The 20,409-nt window shown below is 42.2% G+C and carries 11 protein-coding genes and 1 pseudogene; 1 reads left to right on the plus strand and 11 read right to left on the minus strand.

Going from position 1 to position 20,409, the window contains the following annotated elements; all coding sequences use genetic code 11:
* Positions 1-19: 19 nt before the first annotated feature.
* Positions 20-1,300 carry a DUF4026 domain-containing protein gene (locus HUX74_RS03545; protein WP_174646220.1) on the minus strand — a complete coding sequence of 427 codons (1,281 nt, stop codon included), beginning with the start codon at positions 1,298-1,300 and terminating at the stop codon, positions 20-22.
* Positions 1,301-1,402: 102 nt separating this feature from the next.
* On the opposite strand from HUX74_RS03545, the gene HUX74_RS03550 reads away from it, so the two are divergent.
* Complete coding sequence (locus HUX74_RS03550) at positions 1,403-2,386, plus strand: GNAT family N-acetyltransferase (protein WP_117966283.1); 984 nt, start codon at positions 1,403-1,405, stop codon at positions 2,384-2,386.
* Positions 2,387-2,394: 8 nt separating this feature from the next.
* Here the strand turns inward: HUX74_RS03550 and HUX74_RS03555 are convergent, their stop codons facing one another.
* The 10 genes and pseudogenes from HUX74_RS03555 to HUX74_RS03600 all read right to left on the minus strand — a co-directional run bounded on the left by HUX74_RS03555 (position 2,395) and on the right by HUX74_RS03600 (position 20,202).
* A complete protein-coding gene (locus tag HUX74_RS03555) occupies positions 2,395-4,467 on the minus strand; it encodes an alpha-amylase family glycosyl hydrolase (RefSeq protein ID WP_117601180.1) in 2,073 nt (690 codons plus the stop codon).
* A 120-nt stretch (positions 4,468-4,587) separates the two neighbouring features.
* Positions 4,588-5,733 carry a ChaN family lipoprotein gene (locus tag HUX74_RS03560; RefSeq protein WP_165853593.1) on the minus strand — a complete coding sequence of 382 codons (1,146 nt, stop codon included), beginning with the start codon at positions 5,731-5,733 and terminating at the stop codon, positions 4,588-4,590.
* A gap of 35 nt (positions 5,734-5,768) precedes the next feature.
* On the minus strand, positions 5,769-6,674 hold the full coding sequence (locus tag HUX74_RS03565) for an alpha/beta hydrolase (RefSeq protein ID WP_117601179.1): 906 nt from the start codon (positions 6,672-6,674) through the stop codon (positions 5,769-5,771).
* A gap of 17 nt (positions 6,675-6,691) precedes the next feature.
* Complete coding sequence (locus HUX74_RS03570) at positions 6,692-7,981, minus strand: histidine-type phosphatase (RefSeq protein WP_117601178.1); 1,290 nt, start codon at positions 7,979-7,981, stop codon at positions 6,692-6,694.
* Positions 7,982-8,151: 170 nt separating this feature from the next.
* Positions 8,152-10,104 (minus strand): SusF/SusE family outer membrane protein, encoded by a 1,953-nt coding sequence (locus HUX74_RS03575; protein ID WP_174646221.1) that lies wholly within the window; start codon positions 10,102-10,104, stop codon positions 8,152-8,154.
* A 30-nt stretch (positions 10,105-10,134) separates the two neighbouring features.
* Entirely contained in the window at positions 10,135-11,247 is a 1,113-nt protein-coding gene (locus HUX74_RS03580; RefSeq protein ID WP_117601176.1) for a SusE domain-containing protein, read from the minus strand.
* 39 nt (positions 11,248-11,286) lie between these two features.
* Positions 11,287-12,921, minus strand: a complete 1,635-nt coding sequence (locus HUX74_RS03585; RefSeq protein WP_174646222.1) for a RagB/SusD family nutrient uptake outer membrane protein — start codon at positions 12,919-12,921, stop codon at positions 11,287-11,289.
* 20 nt (positions 12,922-12,941) lie between these two features.
* Positions 12,942-15,935 (minus strand): TonB-dependent receptor, encoded by a 2,994-nt coding sequence (locus HUX74_RS03590; protein ID WP_174646223.1) that lies wholly within the window; start codon positions 15,933-15,935, stop codon positions 12,942-12,944.
* A 586-nt stretch (positions 15,936-16,521) separates the two neighbouring features.
* Positions 16,522-18,998: pseudogene (locus tag HUX74_RS03595) on the minus strand (glycoside hydrolase family 2 TIM barrel-domain containing protein).
* 28 nt (positions 18,999-19,026) lie between these two features.
* Positions 19,027-20,202: a glycosyl hydrolase 53 family protein gene (locus HUX74_RS03600; RefSeq protein WP_174646224.1), complete on the minus strand. Its 1,176-nt coding sequence runs from the start codon at positions 20,200-20,202 to the stop codon at positions 19,027-19,029.
* Positions 20,203-20,409 lie beyond the last annotated feature (207 nt).

Below are 20,409 nucleotides of genomic sequence, written 5' to 3' on the forward strand. Positions count from 1 at the left end.
CTCCCCGCTTCCTTTTGTATCAGACAAGCAGATAGGCGGTATCCGGAGCAACCGAAAATTCCTCTAAATAGATTATCCAGTCGGTCACATCCTCTACCGTAAACCACGCTTCATCACCCTCGTGCATGTGGCTGACGTCGTAAGGTTCTTGTATAAGCTGTCCCTTGAAGCGCTCTCCATCAAACTCCAACAGCTTAAACCAAATATGTTCGCGGTCGTCAGCCTGCTCGGCACTGTCTGTCTTCAAGCCAATTTTAAGCAAGATAGAGCTTTCGTCCTTCTTTGCCATGTATTTCACAAGACCGAAACGCTCGCGAGCCAACGCACTCATGCGATTGGTCCCACGGGTACTAATAAAGAATAGTGGATTCTCACCCCACATGCTATCGTATTCGGACACCTTCCGCAGTCTGCCCTTTTTCTCGTCGTCCTCACTCGTATAGATGAACACGGGTGCCGTGCGGCCGTTGTGTCCTTCCTCACGGTCGTCCGCACTGCCAAGAGCGAGGCTTCGGTACTCATCCAGCGCCTTTGTCCACGAAACGTAGGTGGCCACTATCGGCAAACGGTCATTCAACATTCCGATATATACGCCAGCACCTGGTTCGGGAGTCCTATCGTCTTTATCGAGCAGATGACTGGCAAGGGTGGAAATCAAGTAATAATGGTTGTTGTAATTCTCCTTGTCTGATTTCAGAATCTCAAGTTCATACAAACCGCAACGGTTCAATCCGTGCGTATGCAACCACACCTCGCCTCCTTCATCAGTCACAGCATGTACCGTAAACAAAACACTCGTTCCGGGAACTACCGCCGAGTCGGCAGCTAGAGTGGCCCACCGAGCACAAACCAGTTTCTCGGCACTTTCGTCCACAATGGCAAGCAGGTCGGGCACCATAGCTACAGCAATCTTCAGTTGCAGATGGTAGGACTTCTGCCCGTCAACGCCGAACTTCATGAACACCGTAAGTGCCCTATCGGCTCTGCCAATAGCATATAGTTCTTCGTCAGTGAAATAATAATCCCGACGATTAAACATATCAGGCATTGAAAAATCACCTTCATAGAAGCCTATTTCATACACTTCGCCATCATATCCTACTTCCATATATCCCGGTTCGTCTTCATCAGGCAAACGTTTTTTCAACAATTCCACTCCAGAGATAGCAGCCACGCGCTCAAAAAGCCGTACCGACAAATCCATTCCACCCTCCTTAGGCACTGCCATCATATAAGAGGACTCTTCCCAGTAGCACAGCGGCTGTTCTTCGAGAACCGTTTTCTTTTTCTTAAAAATCATATCCATTCTTTTTATGTAAGACTTCAGCTATAGTGACAAATTTAATAAAAAAGCCTACCCATGCCAACCGAAATTTCAGTTTTTTTGTTAAGTTTGCAAGCAATGCCCCTCAAACTCACTACATATTACCGTGGGAGCAAGGTTCCTGACCTACCGGGGACCAACACCTTCCATTCCACGGAGTTGTTCCGAATCTACGAGGAAACTCCGGGGTATACCCCCATACTCATTGTGGCATCTGAAGATGACAAGCCCGTTGCGAAACTGCTTGCCGCCATACGTAAAAGTATCCGCATGTTTCCCCCCGGCATCATCAAAAGATGTGAGGTGTACGGTATGGGAGAATATTTCGACAACGAGGCAGACAAAGAGGCTATCTTCAGTGACATGTTGCAAAGGCTTACCAATGAAGCATTGCGCGATTCTTTTCTCATCGAGTTCCGCAACCTGGAAAATGCCATGTTCGGATACAAATCTTTCCGGGCCAACCAATACATCGCCATCAATTGGCTACGGGTGCGCAACTCACTGCACAGCGTCGAAAAGGTGGAAGAGCGTTTCAGCCCGTCACGTATCCGGCAAATAAAGAAAGGCCTCAAAAACGGTGCCCAAGTGCGGGAAGCACGTACCAAAGAGGAGATTCTCTGTTTTGCCCAGATGTTGCGCCACGTATATTCTTCCAAGATACGGCGCCACTTCCCCAGCATCAAGTTCTTTCAGCATCTCGAAAACCAATTGACAAAAGGGCAACAAAGCAAAATCTTCATCGTCACTTATAAAGAGAAGATTATCGGTGGCAGTGCATGCATTTATTCAGATGATAGCGCCTACCTGTGGTTCTCCGGTGGCATGCGCAAGACTTATGCCCTGCAATATCCGGGTATTCTTGCTGTATGGAAAGCACTGGATGATGCCAAACAACGCGGATACCGCCACTTAGAGTTCATGGATGTGGGACTTCCCTTCCGTAAACATGGCTACCGTGAGTTCGTTCTCCGCTTTGGAGGAAAACAAAGCAGCACCCGACGCTGGTTCCGTTTCCGTTGGAACTGGCTGAATCGGGTGCTGATAAAGATGTATGAATAAAAACGGCTTTATTGGGATATTTTAAATACGACAGTGCTATATGCGCCCATTTTTACCATAATGTCATCACCGTCCTTCTTCTGCTGAATATCCCCATTTACTCCGACGGCTTTCTCTATCTTATCCGTCAGTGTAATTTCAGTGGCAGAGACACCAAAGTTATGTATTACCAACATTTTCTCTGTATCCTTCGTCATATACCAAGCAGCAATAGTCTTACCGGCAGTGGTATTATTTTCATTGTAAATGCCATGTTTTGACATCTTTCCTTCAGCCAATGAAGGATAAGTATTACGTAGTTTGGCAAACCGAATATAAACATTCAACAGAGAACTTTCATCATTCTGCTGTTCCACCACAGACTTTATGCTGGAAGCTACCCCCTTGTCTATCTTATCCGTATAGGCAGTCACCGTATTATCTCCCCACAACATCGGACCGCGCACATACTCGTCACCATTGTCCTTCATTCCATAGAGTCCCAGTTCTTCACCATAATAGATATAAGGTTCGCCCGGACCGGTCAGTAAGACAGCTGCCGCCAGTTTCTCCTTATCAATGGATTTACCCAGTTTGGAAGCAGTACGATCTTCATCATGGTTCGAAAGTTTGGTAGCTTCTATGTAATCTGTCCGGTTAGCAGCATAAAGCTGTTGATAGCTCATGATATCTTTTACAAAGTAACAACCCGTACTGTTATTAATGGCCCACTCCAAACGATACCAAAAGTCAAACTCAAACAGTGCGGGAAGCCCTTGATAATAAGGGGCTACTTCACTAGCACCCGAAAGAACTTCACCCACGATGTAAAGGTCTTCCGTCTTACCCTTCTGTTTATAATAAGCATTCAGTTCATCATAGAAAGTTCTCAAGAAAGTCGGATTTTCTGAACCTCCAGCATTATGATAGATATGTTTCACTGCATCAAGACGGAATCCATCTACTCCACGGTCTATCCATCCCTTAGCTGCTGCGACCACAGCCTTGAATGCCGGAGAACTTTTCAAATCAGACAATTTACCGTAATTAAGGTCGGCAAAGGAGGCTGTATAGAAATGAGAGTGATAATACCATAGGTTCATAGACTCAAACATAATATCTTCTGCATCCTCACCTTGCTTTAAAGCAAAAGGTTCGCCATATTTCAGACGAGTACTGGTAGAGGCAGCACCATATTTATGGTTGCCCCAATCTGTATTGCTGGTACGAATCAAGAATCCCCAAGGTGAAGAGAAGTCCACTGTCAATTCATAAATACCATTTCCCTTATCATAAAATTTCTTACAAACAGCAGGGTCACCATAATAAAGATACTTGGCACCAGTAGTTGTCTGGTCTGTATTATCCGTATCCGCCTTTTCTGCAACGCTCACCGTCACCGTAGGTTTTGAAGCATTCGACCAATCGAGTACAAATTTATAACATCCGCTTACGACATCTGTTGAAGCTGTCGTAGAATACCATTCTCCCGAATTATATCCGTTTCCCCCTTCACTGGAAATCATATCAATTTTTCCCGCCTTGATGTCAGCTTCCGGGTCTTGAGAGAATATGTAGTAATTGCGATATTCACTGTCAGTAGAAGATTTTGCAGCCAAAAACCACGGATGCTCCACACTCGTATGGTTCAAGACATAATCCAGATAAATTTTAATGCCCCGATTATGAGCCTCGGCAACCAATCGGTCAAAATCACTTTCCGTGCCGAACTTCTGATTCACCCTCGTATAATCTGTCACATCATAGCCATGATACGAAGGAGATGGATGAATAGGAGAAAGCCAAATAGCCTTCACACCCAAAGCATCTATATAATCCAGTTTAGAAATTAAGCCATTAATATCGCCATAACCGTCACCATCGCCATCGGAAAAGGAGTAGACCAGTAACTGATAAGAGATGTCCGCACGTTTCTCCCCATCCCAATCTGTAGGAGTTGCAGTTATCACAGTCCATTCTGACGGCGTTGGCTCCGGCTCCGGTTCCGGCGTTGGTGTAGTACCATTATCATCACTGCAAGCTACCAAGCAGAATGATAACACACAAAATAAAAAAAAAGAAAGAAGCTTTATTGTCTTCATATCATTAGATTTTCAAATTATTATGATTCAAAGATAAGGAAGATAAAATAGCTGATAGACAGACTATAATGAAAAAGTGGAGTTAAAGGACGAAAACGTTTGCATAGTTCCCAAACACATCTATTGAACATCTGTATACCGTCTTCTGATATCCACGAAATCTTTTATCATCTCCCAATATTGTTCCCTGGTTTGGGGACGAGGATGCCAATCCGGATCCGGATTATTGCTGACAGCCTCATTCCAATTAGTATCATCCATAAACTTATAGTCTATACTACAAGAGGACAATCCACTAATCGGCTTAAGGAATATATATCCGTCAAATAAGTCTGCCAACGTAAAATCATTATATCCCATTGAGTAATAGCTATCATCATCCAACTTACCTAAAGGTGTACCTTTTAAATCAAACCCTATAGGTTTATTGTCCATCCTCCCCATTATGGCCTCCAATCTACCTAAAGCAGGAGAAAGTAATGCCGGCTGACGGTTTAAACGGTTCGGGAAAGGTTGATGCAAAGCTATTGCAACTACTTTCGATCCATATTTAGAGTACAACAAATTTCCAAGAAAATTCTGTTCGTAACGTACATAACCCGGAGACGTATAATCATAGTAGGGAAAATGATAAAAAGTAAAAGCATGGGGAGTTCCGGTCAATACTAATATCTTCTGTCCTGACGCCAGAACTTCCCGTTCCAGCAATCCACACCGAAAGTCTTCTGTATTTCCCAATGGAAATACCTCATGCATATTTTCCGGAGTTCTAACTCCGGAGAATTTCTGCCAGTTATAATGATAACTGATATTCAATATCCGGAATTTCCTTGCATCTTTGGGCAGTGAACGGTTCCATTTCCATGCAGCCCTATAAATTTCCATATATTCAGTAATCGCCCATCGGGTATTATAATTGAACATCAGTTCGCGAGCCACTTGCTCATCATACTTCGGAGCATTGATTAGAGAATCCAACCGTCGCTGATCTTCGTATGCCCCAAACTCCATACCCAGTACAATATTATTCTCGTATAACTTAGGTATCAAATTACAAACAAAGTCCAGATTTTCTTTCACCCCATGGTCTTCTGCTAATAACACAATATCTGCCTTCCGGAATTTGGCTACCAGATAGTCATCAGGCGACATCGCCTCATCATGCAAATAGGCGAGGGCAACCTCCTGAATTTTATCCTGCGCACTCAATGGCAACAAAAGAAACAACAGGCAAAACAAAATACAATTAAAAACTTTACGAATCATACTTATAAATCAAAAACAATACATTCCTTTCATCATCATCTCTCAGTTCCTATCAAAAATTTCACCGGATATTCCAAACGCTTCATCCAATCCGTTTCTATATGCGCAGCTCCCGGAAAGACCTTGGATATCCACATAGGCTTGGTCCATCCTTTTTCTTTCATCAGCTTATCCAATTTGTCTTGATAAGGAGGATAAAAAGCATCCAATGTCGCGTCTCCCCTATCCATATAAATCAGTCTGCTATTAGCTTTCGGCAAATGATCGGCAAGATAACTTTCAAAAGCAGAAAACCACAAATCAGTCTGCTCCTTAGTAGGCTGTGTACTACTGATAATCATGGTGAGATGGGTAGACAAGCAAGCTGCTCCACCAAAAATCTCAGGATATTCACATATTGCATACAGAGAAATCAACCCACCCATACTGGAACCCATTACAAACGTATGCTCTACTCCCTTATTAGTTGAATACTCCTTATCAATAAAGGGTTTGACTTCCTCTACTAAAAAACGGAGATAATTGTCCGCATTAAAGTGAATGTTTTCAGGTATGTTTCCATTAGGCAGATATTTCAAAGCTTTTTGTGGGAAATAATCTTCATACCTGCTTTGAGCGATATTAGCAATACCAACCACAATACATGGCCTTATCTTTTTCTCTTCCAACAGTTCTCCCAAAACCTCATCCACTCCCCATTCTACTTTATTCCAAGTGGAAGCAGCATCAAAAAGCATTTGTCCGTCATGCATATAAATGACATCGTATCTGTTTTCTGGAGAATAATCTGAAGGAAGCCAAACAAAAACATCACGAGGAGCTACAATGGCCGATTTGAACAGAGGATACTCCACGAGTTTTCCAGATGAAACAGTTTGTTGTGCAACACTCCATTGACACAATAAAAAACTGAATAAAACAAATAAAGTTCTTATTTTCATGACCTACGATATATAATCTATTTTTTTATATCTCTATATAAGTAACCAATATAATCACGATAGAATTTTTCAACATCTTTCCAAAAATAAAATGGAGCTATTTCACTCTTTATTGGAATGGTTGTTTCTTTTTCATTCAACATAAACTTGACAATTATTTCATCCGTACCTCTTTTTCGATAAAAAATAATTTGTACATTAGCAGCCATAGGAACAATTTTATAATCACTCCATACTCTATAGAAGTTTTCAGAATTGGTTTCTTCTCCATAACACCCTTCCAAATGAAGAAGACCGGTCAATGGCATAACATTTCCATCATGTCCAAATCTCAATGTAGCAGCCATTTCATCATTTTGTATGGCTTCATTTGCAGAATCCAATATATTTTCAAGTAAAGGAATAAAAGTTCTTTGTACAATCTCCTTTCCCCAAGGACAAGTTCCATTACAAACATAATGCTTATAATTATTTACCTGCCAGATATCAAACAACTCTTCTTTTTCAAAAATATCATAAAAGGACAAGTCTAATTCCGTATTCTGAATATCTGATGCAATCCAATATAATCCCATCATCAACTGCTCCTGATTGACATGCTGTTGCACATAATTTTGGTTTGAAAACAAAAGTCTCATCAATCTTTCCGGATGAATATGCTCTCTACAAAACTCATGATAATCTTTCCTCCAATCAGACTCATCCGAAGTAAACTCACGAGCATTCTCATTCCAATAATTCAAATAGCGCATATAGCGTTCACCTGAACCATAAGTAAATTGTAACTCAGGATTCAACCCCTTAAGGGTCTCACAAAAAGTAGCCATACTCAATGCGCAACGAATTACAACAGTGGAGCAAGCACTTATTTTCCGTTTACCTTTAAATACATCCGGAAAATTATAAAACATACGTTCAGAAATACTACGATGCTGTCGATATCCCAAAGGAGTAAGCTGCCCTCCCAACCCCTCTGCATCTCTCCAAACCACTTCAAGCCTACTACGAACACTCTTCCCTTTATCTGTCAGAAAACCTACAGCATCTGCTTTATCCAATATTTCCATTACTGTTTGGTATTCAGAATCAGAAATAAGATAGCGAGATCCATGCCGCCCATAATGAGAAATATAAAAAGGGGTATATCCTTCAGGAGGAAGAGTATATTGTTCACTTATTTCAGGATAGGCATAATATACACTGGCGCTTTTATTGGGATCAGCACTTATTTCTTCAAAGGCTGTCTGGGCTTTACTTGTTACAACCGACAATATCAATCCACAGACAAGGACAAATCTCATTTTCATGCAAATTCATTTTAATAAAATACACCCATAAACACAGAATCGGCTGTCTAATCACTCCATTACGACGTTCATCTTGCTCTATCTTGAATAATAACATATTCGACAAAATGACATTCCTAATTGTAGTGTTCAGACAGCCGATTCAATTCATATCTCTCAGTATAAATTCTTTATTTTACAACCGTAATTGTATTAGGATTAGTTGACATATCTACTGTTATAGTATAGTTACCATCTTCAGCCACCTTCATGTTATTTCCATCTTGATTGACTGGTATTTTAGTACCAGGAGTAAGGGCCACCTCACAACCACGGTTCATATCCCAGGCAGCATTAAAACGAATTTTAAACTCATCGGTAGTTGTAAGAGTCACATCTGACAACGTCCATACATTCTTTTCTGCATCATATACAAAGACTGCATCATCTTTCCAATCATTGAAAGAACCAATCAAGCCAACCTTATCAATGCGCTGCATTTCAAAAGTACCGGTAGTCATATCCACTTGGATATAATAATAGCCCGCCGGAGTATTAATATTACCAGAGCCACCATATACTCCCTTCCCATAACCAGCCTCATTCAATTCGATCGTACCAGCAAAGTCTTGTCCCCAATCTGTAACCGGAGAGAACTTCCACTCATTGCTTGTCATATTGACGCCACCTTCAAATTTACCTTCACCATTACCCCCTAAATATAACGTAAAGGGTACATTCCAGTTTTGAGCTCCAGGAAGATACAGTTTTTCCGGGAATGAGGTACTTAATATTTTCGCTGTATAAGGATGGCTATTCACGTCAAGTACAACATTATATTCACCGGTTTCCTTTTCAAATACCATATTATCGCCGCCATCACGGAAGTCACCATTCTTATCAATGGCAAATCCCCAATTGTCATTCGCACGGAACTTATATTCTCCATCTTGAGTCAATGTTGTAACAACAGAATAAGTATTTGCGGTTGCATCATATTCCATCGGCAGTTCAGCATTCCATCCATTAGGTGTGGCAGCACCTATCATTCCCATAGAATTAATTTTAACAATCTGAAGAGTACCAAATTTGATATCCGCACTGATACGATATAAACCAGCAGGGATTGTTATAACTCCACTACCAATAGTACCTGATGTTACAACATTTCCCTTATCATCAGTAGTAGTCTCAACATCATCACTACCATATTCTGTTTGTGTATCTTGGTCAATAAACTTAAACGAGACACCACTTTCCAAATTAACAAAACAGTCAAACAGTCCCTTAGTTACTGTACTATGAGGGAGCTTCTTATCTGTTCCACTTATTAACAGATATGCTGGATAAGTAGCCTTATAAGTAGTAATACTAATGCTCAAGGGAGCTGAAGGAATACCTTCCGGATAAGTTTCGGAATAAGCTTTTACTATAAATTCCACATCAGCGGCTTGTGCTTCAGGCGCACCTGAAGCTACCACCAATTCATTCCATTCATCCACCGTTTTAGAACAAGCTGTTTCGGTTAACCCTGTTGCAACTTCAGTCAATTCACCGCCATTATAGGTGATATAAACATTATAAGTGATTGCCTCGCCATACTCTAAACGCGCAGCTTCCCACGTCAGTAACTGCAATTCTTCCGCAGGAGCTGTGATGTCAAGAATTACATCAGCCGCATTTGCTGTAAGCACCGCAGAAACAGCATCACCATACGAGTAAACAGTCATCAATTGTGCTGCTGATTTATATCCACCATTCTCATCTGTAGCCTCTACATAGAAAGACAAATCAAAAGATGCATTTTCCGGAATGCCTTGAACACCTCCTAACAATGTCTGGAATTCATTCTTTGTCAAGGTCAAAGACAATCCTTTAGTAGAAGAACCTACTTGTACTGGAGTTGCATCACCATACTGCGCATAAAGTGTGTAGCTGGTTTCGCCTTTCATAAAACGAGCAGCCGACCATGCCCATGTAATAGATTCTGACATTGTGTTCTTGGTCATCAGAATAGTACCATTATTCACAAGTTCAGGAGCTGCCGGTTCCTTGGAAAAAGTATCCTCAATATCTTCCTGACATCCCGTAGCAGCTATCATAATGATAGCTGCCATGAACATATATTTTAAATATTTTATCATATCTCTTTATTTTTGAAGATTAAAACTTTATTATTGCTTCACAAGTTCCAGTACATAAGGAGTACGGTTACCGTGGAACACAACTATATAAGTACCAGTTTCCGGTACACTGATATTATCTTTTCCTGCTTCTAGTTCATATCCACCGGCAACAGCAGTACTCATTGTGCCAGTTGCCCCCCAATTTGTGGTCCAAGCACCATCAACACGCACTTTTATGGATTTACCAGCTTCCAATGCAATAGGCTCAGTCTTCCAACTGCTACTTAAATAGTCATAAGTAAAGATTGCATCAGGATTACCCTCACCCCAATTATTGAAATCACCTGTCAGACCTAATTTATTGCCAATAGCTTTCTTATCAATCGTCATCACAGTCTTATTTACAGTTATCTCAAAAATATTACCTTCAGAAAGTGGTAACGACAAGTTAGCATCAGCCTGTTCCGGACAATTCCAAGAAGGTTTCAAATCATTATATCCCCAATTGTCTCCACTCCAAGCCTGCTGCGCTACAACCTTAAAGAAAGAGCGTGTGGCATCATCTCCTGCCGCAGTCTTCGAGAAGTCTGCCATACAGACATAAGTATTGGAACCACCAGTTGTTTCCCAGAAAATCGGAGCGTTGTTAATATCCCAACTTCCACTAAACTCACCACATAAATAGAGGGAAGTCAATGGTGCAGAATAAGTCGTTACACTAAAATTATTGGAAACAGCAGAAGCAATAGGCTCATAATTATCTGTTCCGTACATTTTAGCTGTTACATAAGCAGACACAGTGGCTGTTTCATTAGCAGCAACCCCCAAACTATTTATAACAACTCCATTTAAGTCTCCCTTAGATATTGCATAGGAAGTTGTAGAAGAAGTTCCCAATAAAGCAGAGTTCTCACCGGAAGTCAAGTATACAGAATAAAGAATCTGGACCGGAAGCCCGAAATCCGCTGCTGTCCAAGTAAAAATCACATTCTCATTCGCTGAATTATCAGCATTTACAATTACATCACTGCACTGCCCGATCACAGGAGCAACAAAGCTCTCAGGAGTACTGATTTGAGGTGTATCCACATCCGTTTCACACGAAGTGAATAGAGCTGTCGCAACTGCTGCAAACAGCATTATATTTTTAAATAGTCTCATATTGCTAAAGTTTTATCATTACAGTTTCTTATTGATGTATTAATAACCAGGATTCTGAACCAAATTAGGATTCTCGGTCAAATCGGTACTCAAAATCGGATAAATTGTACGATATGATGGTAAAGCAGTTCTTCCGTCAGGTACACCACCCTTATAAGGCCAAGGGAATGACATGGAAGTAAAATACCCATAACGGATCAAGTCTGTACGACGATGTCCTTCCAACATCAGTTCGCGAGCGCGCTCTTTCAAGATAAAATCCAAATCAATGGACGAAGGCATAGAAACTCCCGCACGATCACGTAAAGCCTTAACATATCCCAATGCTTTAGAATCTGTTGTTATTCCGCCATCCAGACGAGCTTGTGCCTCTGCATAAATCAGATACATTTCAGCCAGACGAATCATCGGGAAATCAATGGAAGAGAACTTCTCATAGCTATCACTTGAGTAAATGTTTCCTTGAGAGTCACGACTTGAAAATTTCCAGCATCTCCATCCTGTTTCTGCTTTTGACTTATCAAATGCCTCTACACAACCTATGTTAGAGAAGAATGCACGTTTATCACTGGCAGCTCTATCATATCCTATACCAGAACCACCCCACTCAACGCCAGATAATTCAAAATATTCAACAAATTCATTCGGGACATGATACCCGTTCCATCTTTCACGAGCGATATGGCTTCCTTCCGGATATCCCAGTTCTTTTGCAATAGCTTCACTATTGGCATCATCCAAACTACCGGAAACCAAATGTGTTGTCCCCCCCCAACTCTGAGTTCTATCACGATCGTAACCAATTGCAAAAATCATCTCTTTTTGAGCATTAGCGTTTTCACTGTTATCCTGCATAAAGAGTTCTTCATAATTATTACATAGTTGGTATCCCATACCAATAGTAGCCTCAGCCGCTGAACGAGCATCTGCCCAACGAGCTGTGCCTGTATATACTTCAGCATTTAGATACATACGCGCCAACAAAGCCTGGGCTGTACCTTTCGTTACACGTGGATAACCAACAGTACCAACAGCCGGCATATCACTACCGGAAACCAAATCCAATAATTCACTTTCAATCCATTGGAACAAGGCTGTGCGTCCTATCTGCGAAGGCAGTTCTCCACCAATATTTTCTTCAAGGGCAAAAGGAGGATTACCATACAAGTCCATCAGCATATAATAGGCATACGCACGCAAAAAACGCGCTTCTGCACGAAGACCGGCAACTCCTTCTACAGAAGAACCTTTACTTTGAAGCAAGAATTCATTGGCACGGGTCACAGTCACCATGCAGCGTGTATACACCGCTATCGTAGCAGCATTAGGAGTAGAAGTCCATGAGTTATTCTGTGTATCAGTAATATAACTATCCCCCCATGTACACTTCAGAACATCACAAGACATCTCATTTAATACAACATACTGGCGTATCAATTCGCTCTGACCGGCATCTTCTACCGCTATGTCAGAACTACCCGGATCATTCTGGCTAACCAAAGAGTAAGAACCATAGATATATGCTAATCCTTTTTCAAAATCCTCCAATGTTTGATAAGCCTGCCCAGCAGTCTTATCCGTTTCATTTAACGGCAATGTATCCAAATCTCCGATACAAGCATTCAACGTCAACATAGACGCTACAATTGCCAAGCTATATATAATCTTTTTCATAATCATGTACATTCTCTAGTTTAGAAATTAATATTCAGACGCACGGTGTAGAGACGAGGACGTGGAATCAAATTGTTATCTACACCATCTGCTGCTGTAAGCTCAGGATCAAGCCCACTATATTTAGTGATGGTAAATACATTTTGTACAGAAGCTCCTACACGGATTTTTCCATTCCAATGAGCAAACTTATCAAAAGTATAACCTACATTAATATCATCCAGACGGAAGAAAGAAGCATTCTCCAGGAACATATCTGAAACTTGCTGGTACTCAGTCAAGGCTTCAGTCCATCCAGTCTTCAAGCAATAAGTAGACAAGTTATTGATATATCCTTTACTATGGTCGTCCGAGTATGAAGTCGAATTATTCTTAGCAACCTTATTCAGCGCATACCCCCCTAAAGATCCGTGAGCATTAAAACCAAAGTCCCATTTTTTATAAGTGAACTGAGAACCGATACCGAAGAAGAATTTCGGCAAAATACTCTTACCAGTCACATAACGGTCATCTTCTGTAATCTGTCCATCACCGTTACGGTCCACTAACGTATTTTCAATGGCTTTTCCATTTTCATCATAAGCCTGCTGGAACAGATAATAAGTATAAGGAGTATACCCCACACGATACAGAGAAGTATAACCACCAATACTACTCATACCTGCACCAACCTGAACCCCCAGATAGTCATCACCGCCTGTATTCGTCAGTTTTGTAATCTCTGTCTTCTGCCAAGTTCCGTTCACATTAATAGTCCAGCGCATATCCTTCTTTTCAATAGGAATGAAGTTCAAGTTAAACTCTAATCCCATATTCTTCATATCACCAACATTGGAAATAACTTTATTAGAGAAGTTAGAGCCCATCGGAGTATTGATATCATTCAGCAAATCATATGTTTTACGCAAATAAGCATCAATATTACCATTAATACGGCCACCAAAAATTCCAAAGTCTAAACCAACATTATAAGTTTCAGTAGTCTCCCACTTAATATTGGGATTATATGCATTTGATGCCAATGTGTAAATGTATCCATTGCCCCAAGGTATTTGAGTAGTCAGAGCGGAAGATTCGGTATATTTTGCTTGATAAGCATAGCAACGGTCCATACCTATATCTTGCTGCCCAGTTTTACCCCACCCCAAACGAAGTTTCATACTTGAGAAGAAATTATTGTCTTTTAGGAAACCTTCTTCTGCCACATTCCATGCAAAAGCCGCAGAAGGGAAAAGTCCCCAACGATTATCTTTGGAAAAGCGTGAAGACGCATCATCGCGCAATGAGAAAGTGAACAAATATTTGGAATTAATAGAATAATTAATACGCCCAAAGAAGGAAAGCAAGTAATACTCCCGTCTATCAGTCGGCTTTTGCAGATAAACTTTAGAACGGTCATTATTATAATACTCAGTTTGATTATACTTCACATAATTATGCTGCCAAGAATAACCTGCCATTACATCCAAGTGGTGAATACCAAACTCCTTATTATAATTACCGTAAAATTCCAAAAGTGTATTGGAGTTCTGATTGGCATACTCTTTATAATAGTCGGCTGCACCAGCTCTTTTGGAAAGAATTGAGCCTAATTCATTGTAAGTGGTACCAGTTGTACGTGAAAAGTCATATCCCAGATTCAAGTTCAAACGAAGATCCTCAAAACCATGAATTTTATAATCCAACTGCATATTTCCCATAGAACGCCATGTATCATTCACATTGTAAGGATCATATATCTGCGACAAAGGATTAATACTTGCCATTGTATTAGCAGAACCATCAGATGCATACCAATTGAAATAGCTGCCATCTTCCATTTTAGGAGCAACAGTCGGGGTAAAACTAATAGCGTCACCAATAGCTCCTGAATTAGGATAATTGGCACGATTATATATGCCTTTTGCATTAAGATTTACAGACAAATGATCCTGGAAGAACTTCGGAGTCAAGCTTATGGACATGTTGGCACGTTGGTTATCACCAACTTTCAATGTGGCTTCATCATAAGTATATCCCAAGCTTACACGGTATGGAAGTTTCTCCTTCACACTACCATAAAGGCTGACATTCTGATCGGTAGAAAAAGCTGTACGATAAATCAAGTCCTGCCAATCTGTATTAGCGGTTCCCATCATGGATTGTATATTAGCCAAACGGTCAGTGCCTGCATAAACTTCATTTACATAATTACGGTACTGGTCTCCAGTCATCACATCCAATGTAGAAGTGTTTTGTTTCAAACTATAACTCGAATTATAACTGATCTTCATTTTATCGCCACTACCTTTTTTAGTAGTAATAATAATTACACCATTGGAAGCACGTGAACCATAAATTGCCGTAGCTGATGCATCTTTCAAGACGGTGTAAGATTCAATATCATTGGGATTTACCGATGCCAATGGATTCGCCATACCTGCACCACCTTCCGGAGTAATAGGAACACCATCAATAACAATCAGCGGGTCATTGCTAGCATACAAAGAAGCTGCACCACGAATGCGGATTGTAGCACCTCCCGTAGGGTCACCAGACGCGGGAGTCACTAACAACCCCGGAACCTTACCTTGCAACATTTGGTCAGGAGAAGTAATCGCACCACGATTAATTTCTTCTGCTTTAATGGCAGTTACAGAACCTGTTAAGTCATTCTTTTTAACAGAACCATAACCAATAACTACAACTTCACTTAATAATTCTGCATCATCCTGCAGTGTTACCATAATAGTAGGAGAGTCAACCACCACATCCTGAGTTTTATAACCAATAAAAGATACAGTCAATGTAGTGCCTTTAGGAACAGTCAACGTAAAATTACCATCTAAATCAGTAATTGTACCATTCGTAGTATTACCTTTTTCTACGACATTTGCACCAATCACTTCCAATCCCGTGGCATCTTTCACATGCCCTTTCACGGTAATGTTCTGTGCATAAGCGCCAATTGACAAGAACAACCCCAACATTAGGGTAAGAATCGTTTGACAGATTCTAAGATTAACTTGCTTCATGCATTTAATAAATTAAAGTTAACAATATTAATTACCTATATATATTATTCGAAAAATAATTTTCGTACTTTTGTTTTCTAACGTCTTTCAAGTACCTAAAGCATGACGCAACAAAAATATGCTTTATTAATTTAGTAAAGTATAAAGAAAGAGCAAAATGTGAGAAACGAACAGTGCAAACGATTGCATGCGGTTGCACAAGATAGGGAAATCACTTGATATATCATAATACAGCGTTTCTTTCCACTACACATGTAGCATTCTTGCACATAACATATATGATTATTCTACTGAACTACAGATATTTTCACCGCCTAACGACCGTTAGGCGATTTGTTGATGGCCGTTGGCAGATCGCTTTACGGCCGTCAACAAATCGCTTTACGACCGTTAAGCACTACACAACATCAAGACAAAACAAAAGAAACACAAAGCTTTTCAATAAGTTAACATCATATCAGCCCTAAAAACAGAGGTGGAAGCAAATTTTGCTTCCACCTTTTTCTGTTGCTTCCACCGCACCTCAAACACCGATGAACAAAGGGTTACAGAGCAGGTGTGGTAGAGTGGAAGCAAATAGTGCTATTTATTTCTCTGAAGTATAAAGTACCAGCTTTCCGGACTTCAATCCTTTAGCCCTTGCCTCAAACACAATCTCACCGGCTTGCTCGCCACTCTGCACAATAGCCGTCAGCTGACCGCTGAAAGCCGGCATCTTGGGCAAATGGAACAAATCGAGGCTGGTAGCATCTCCATTGGCAGCAGCGCGATATTTTCCAGCACCCTTCACCGAGAAGCTTACCATGCGGCTGTCTGCCGGACAAAGATTACCGTCCTTATCCACGACACGGACTGTGATATATGCCAGGTCCTTACCATCGGCAGACAAGCGGGTGCGGTCGGCAACCAGCTCCAGATGATGGGGCTTGCCAGCGGTACGAATCACCTTTTCTTCTGCAGGCTTACCGGAAGCATCATAAGCTACCACTTTCACTTCGCCCGGTTCATAAGGAACATCCATCCACATCAAGCGATAGCGACGCTGCAAAGCAAGGGAGTCCTGACCTTCCAAAGCACGGCTTTCATCAGCAGTAAGTTTCCGCTGTTTGCCATAACTCTTTCCGTTGACGAACAGTTCGGCACTGGGATAGCTGGTGTAAACAAAAACCGGAGTATTCTCCCCTTCCCTGCCCGGCCACGTCCAGTGCGGAAGGACATGCAAGGTATTTGCCTGCTTGTTCCATAGGCTGCGGTACAGATAGAAACGGTCTTTGGGGAGACTTGCCAAGTCTATGATACCGAAAACGGAGCTGTGGCTGGGCCAGGAATCCGTACTATAAGGAGAAGGTTCACCCAAATAATCAAAACCTGTCCAGACGAACTGTCCGATTGTCCAGTCATAATCATCAGCCAAAGCAAAATCCTCATCGGGAAGATTCGACCAGGAACAACACTCCACATCATAACCGGAGCACTGATGGTCATCGTACATCACACTGGCTCCCTTCTGTACGGGAAATTTATAGACACCACGGGAACTTACAGTGGAAGCCGTCTCCGAACCGAGCACAATATTCTGTGGAAGAGTCTCATAAGACTCCACATAGCGGTGAGCCCGATAATTAAGGCCGGGTACATCAATCATTGCCGCAAACCCGTTGGCAAGCACACACGTCACTTGGTCCATACCGCAAGTAACGGGGCGTGTAGGGTCTTCGCGATGGCAAATATCCTGCAGGAAAGAAGCCACTTTGTAGCCCTCGGGACTACATTGGGTAGGAACCTCATTTCCTATACTCCACATTACCACACAAGGATTGTTCCGATACTGATGCAGCATATTTATCATATCCTTTTCTGCCCATTCGTTGAAATAGCGGTGATATCCATTCTCACATTTGGCAATATCCCATTCATCGAAAGGTTCCAACATCATCATGAAGCCCATCTCGTCACAGAGTTCCACCAATTCGGGGGCAGGCATATTGTGGGAGGTACGGACTGCATCACATCCCATATCCTTCAATAATGTCAACTGACGGCGAAGAGCAGCCACATTGACAGCCGCACCCAACGGGCCCAAATCGTGGTGATTGCATACCCCCTGGAATTTACGGTGCTTACCATTCAGGAAGAATCCCTTATCAGCTATAATCTCAATGCTGCGGATACCAAAACGCGTGGTATATTCGTCAGTCTGTTTGCCATCTACATAAATCTTAGATACTGCCTTATATAAAAAGGTGTCTCAGGGGACCACAGAGACGGAGCATTTATCAGAAAATTCTGCTCAAATGGCTGTCCGTGATTAATTTTCCGGCTATTATCCTTACGGGATACTATCTTACCGTCCGGCGCAATAATATCAGTAGAAATACGAACATCCGCATCACCGGCATTCCGTATTGTAGTACGCAGACGCACGGAAGCGTATTCAGCAGAAACATGCGGTGTGGTGAGCTGTGTACCCCAAACCGGAACATGGACACGTTCCGTAGTAACCAGGCGGACATTGCGATACAATCCCGCCCCCGGATACCAACGGGAGGACTGGGGTCTGTTTTCCAGACGGACAGCCAGCACATTGTCTTTACCGTCGGCATTCAGCAAACCGGTAACATCGCAATGAAAAGAGTTATATCCGAAAGGCCAGAAACAAGCTTCTTTCCCATTGACATAGACCCGAGCCTCACTCATAGCACCGTCGAAAACCAGAGTGACCTGCTTGTCGGCAGGAGCATCAAAAGCCGTACGATACCAACCGACACCCACATAAGGCAACCCTCCGGTACGCCCGGTCTTTACGGAAGCTTGCTTTTCAAGGTCTTGCGTAACCGCTACCTCCTGCAAATCGTTGTTGCGGTCGAACGGACCAAAGATGGCCCAATCATGAGGAATGGTCACTGTTTCCCACTTACTGTCGTCGAAATTTGTTTGTGTTGCTTCGGGAACATCTCCCTTGGTGAACTTCCAGTTCTTTTCCAACAATGCTTCTGTACGCTGCGCCATTGCCGCCAAGGCAAAACTGGCGCAGCAGGAAAAGATAAGTATTGTCTTTCTCATTCTTCTTTAAAAGATTTTGTTAATATAATTATTTAAAAGCATCCATTATCACAGTGGGGCGACCATCTTCAGTGAATGCCCCCAGCCGATATTGGTTCGGCCTGCATTCCGGTTCCCAGTAGAACACGCCCTTGCAACGTCCGCCGGTATTCTCCTTGCACTCTTTCAGGACACGGGCCAGTTGGCGTTTCCCTTCTGCCAGCACGGAAGCACTTGCCAGATTCCCTTTGTCGTCGGCACACTCCATGCCGGTTTCCACCACCATCACGTCACAGTTGTATTTCCGGGCTACACTATTAATATTGGCAATGCACTCGGTAATAGTTCTATCAACTGTATATTCCTTGTGCTCGAGCATCGTCCAGTAAGGATAGAGCGACATGCCTATCATATCCCACTTACCGCCATTGGTTTTCAGTTCATTAAAGAACCAGGTATACAATTCGTTGTCATATCCATTGTCCAGATGGACGATGACAATGGCATCGTCGAAGACGGACTTTACCGCATCGTATCCTACATTGATAAAAGCAGCCAGGTTGGCAAAGTTCTCACGGTATTTCACTTTCTCGGAAGTGCTGTTGGAACCCTTTACATCACATTCCCTCACATCATAGGACGCACCGCTCAACGCAGCATCTTCATCCCAAAGCATCCCCGGACGGATTTCATTACCTACCTGAACCCACTTGGGAGTAACTCCTGCCGCTTTCAGCGCATTAAGTACATCGGCAGTATGGTCGGCGATGGCTTTCTTCAAGTCGGCCAAGTTCAGTCCTTTCCATGCAGCAGGCTTATGCTGCTGTCCAGGGTCGGCCCACCAGTCACTGTAATGGAAGTCTACCATTACGTCCATGCCCAGCTCTGCGGCACGTTTGGCTTTCGTCACCAAATCGGCCATATTGCACCAGTTATCGTGTTCTTTGGGGTCGACCCATACTCTGAGTCGAACCGCATTCAGGCCCAAATCCTTCATCAGCTGGAAACAATCGGTCTCCACACCGGAGGTATTGTAAAATTTCATACCCTTATGTTCCATCTCCGTCACCCAACTGATGTCGGCACCTTTAGCAAAGTCCGTAACCAGAGGTTCCTCCTTATCGGGAAGTCCACCGGCGTTGGGGTCTGTCTCATTATTGCTGCTGCATGCAAATACGGCAAAGGCAATACAAAAAAAGAAAGTCAAGAACTTCATGTGTTTCATGGCGTTATCATCATTAATTGCATACTGCAAATATAAGCATTTAGGGAATATAGAACTATATATCACCTCTATTTGTCAAAATACGGGTGTCTGCAATCGTTTGCACAAACTTACAACCCGATAAACCTCAACGAATAAGCCCAATTTACCATATTACGTTATTTTTGCAATCGGATTAGGGAAGTTTACCTTATCTTTGTCCTCAAA

Source organism: Bacteroides sp. Marseille-P8574, from assembly GCF_902825465.1.
Lineage (GTDB): Bacteria > Bacteroidota > Bacteroidia > Bacteroidales > Bacteroidaceae > Bacteroides > Bacteroides uniformis.

What these genes read in the sequence shown, in the direction of transcription:
- HUX74_RS03575 (WP_174646221.1), bottom strand. Translation starts at nt 10,104, where the DNA reads ATGATAAAATATTTAAAATATATGTTCATGGCAGCTATCATTATGATA.
- HUX74_RS03600 (WP_174646224.1), bottom strand. Translation starts at nt 20,202, where the DNA reads ATGAAACACATGAAGTTCTTGACTTTCTTTTTTTGTATTGCCTTTGCC.
- HUX74_RS03550 (WP_117966283.1), top strand. Translation starts at nt 1,403, where the DNA reads ATGCCCCTCAAACTCACTACATATTACCGTGGGAGCAAGGTTCCTGAC.
- HUX74_RS03570 (WP_117601178.1), bottom strand. Translation starts at nt 7,981, where the DNA reads ATGAAAATGAGATTTGTCCTTGTCTGTGGATTGATATTGTCGGTTGTA.
- HUX74_RS03555 (WP_117601180.1), bottom strand. Translation starts at nt 4,467, where the DNA reads ATGAAGACAATAAAGCTTCTTTCTTTTTTTTTATTTTGTGTGTTATCA.
- HUX74_RS03560 (WP_165853593.1), bottom strand. Translation starts at nt 5,733, where the DNA reads ATGATTCGTAAAGTTTTTAATTGTATTTTGTTTTGCCTGTTGTTTCTT.
- HUX74_RS03580 (WP_117601176.1), bottom strand. Translation starts at nt 11,247, where the DNA reads ATGAGACTATTTAAAAATATAATGCTGTTTGCAGCAGTTGCGACAGCT.
- HUX74_RS03545 (WP_174646220.1), bottom strand. Translation starts at nt 1,300, where the DNA reads ATGATTTTTAAGAAAAAGAAAACGGTTCTCGAAGAACAGCCGCTGTGC.
- HUX74_RS03565 (WP_117601179.1), bottom strand. Translation starts at nt 6,674, where the DNA reads ATGAAAATAAGAACTTTATTTGTTTTATTCAGTTTTTTATTGTGTCAA.
- HUX74_RS03590 (WP_174646223.1), bottom strand. Translation starts at nt 15,935, where the DNA reads ATGAAGCAAGTTAATCTTAGAATCTGTCAAACGATTCTTACCCTAATG.
- HUX74_RS03585 (WP_174646222.1), bottom strand. Translation starts at nt 12,921, where the DNA reads ATGAAAAAGATTATATATAGCTTGGCAATTGTAGCGTCTATGTTGACG.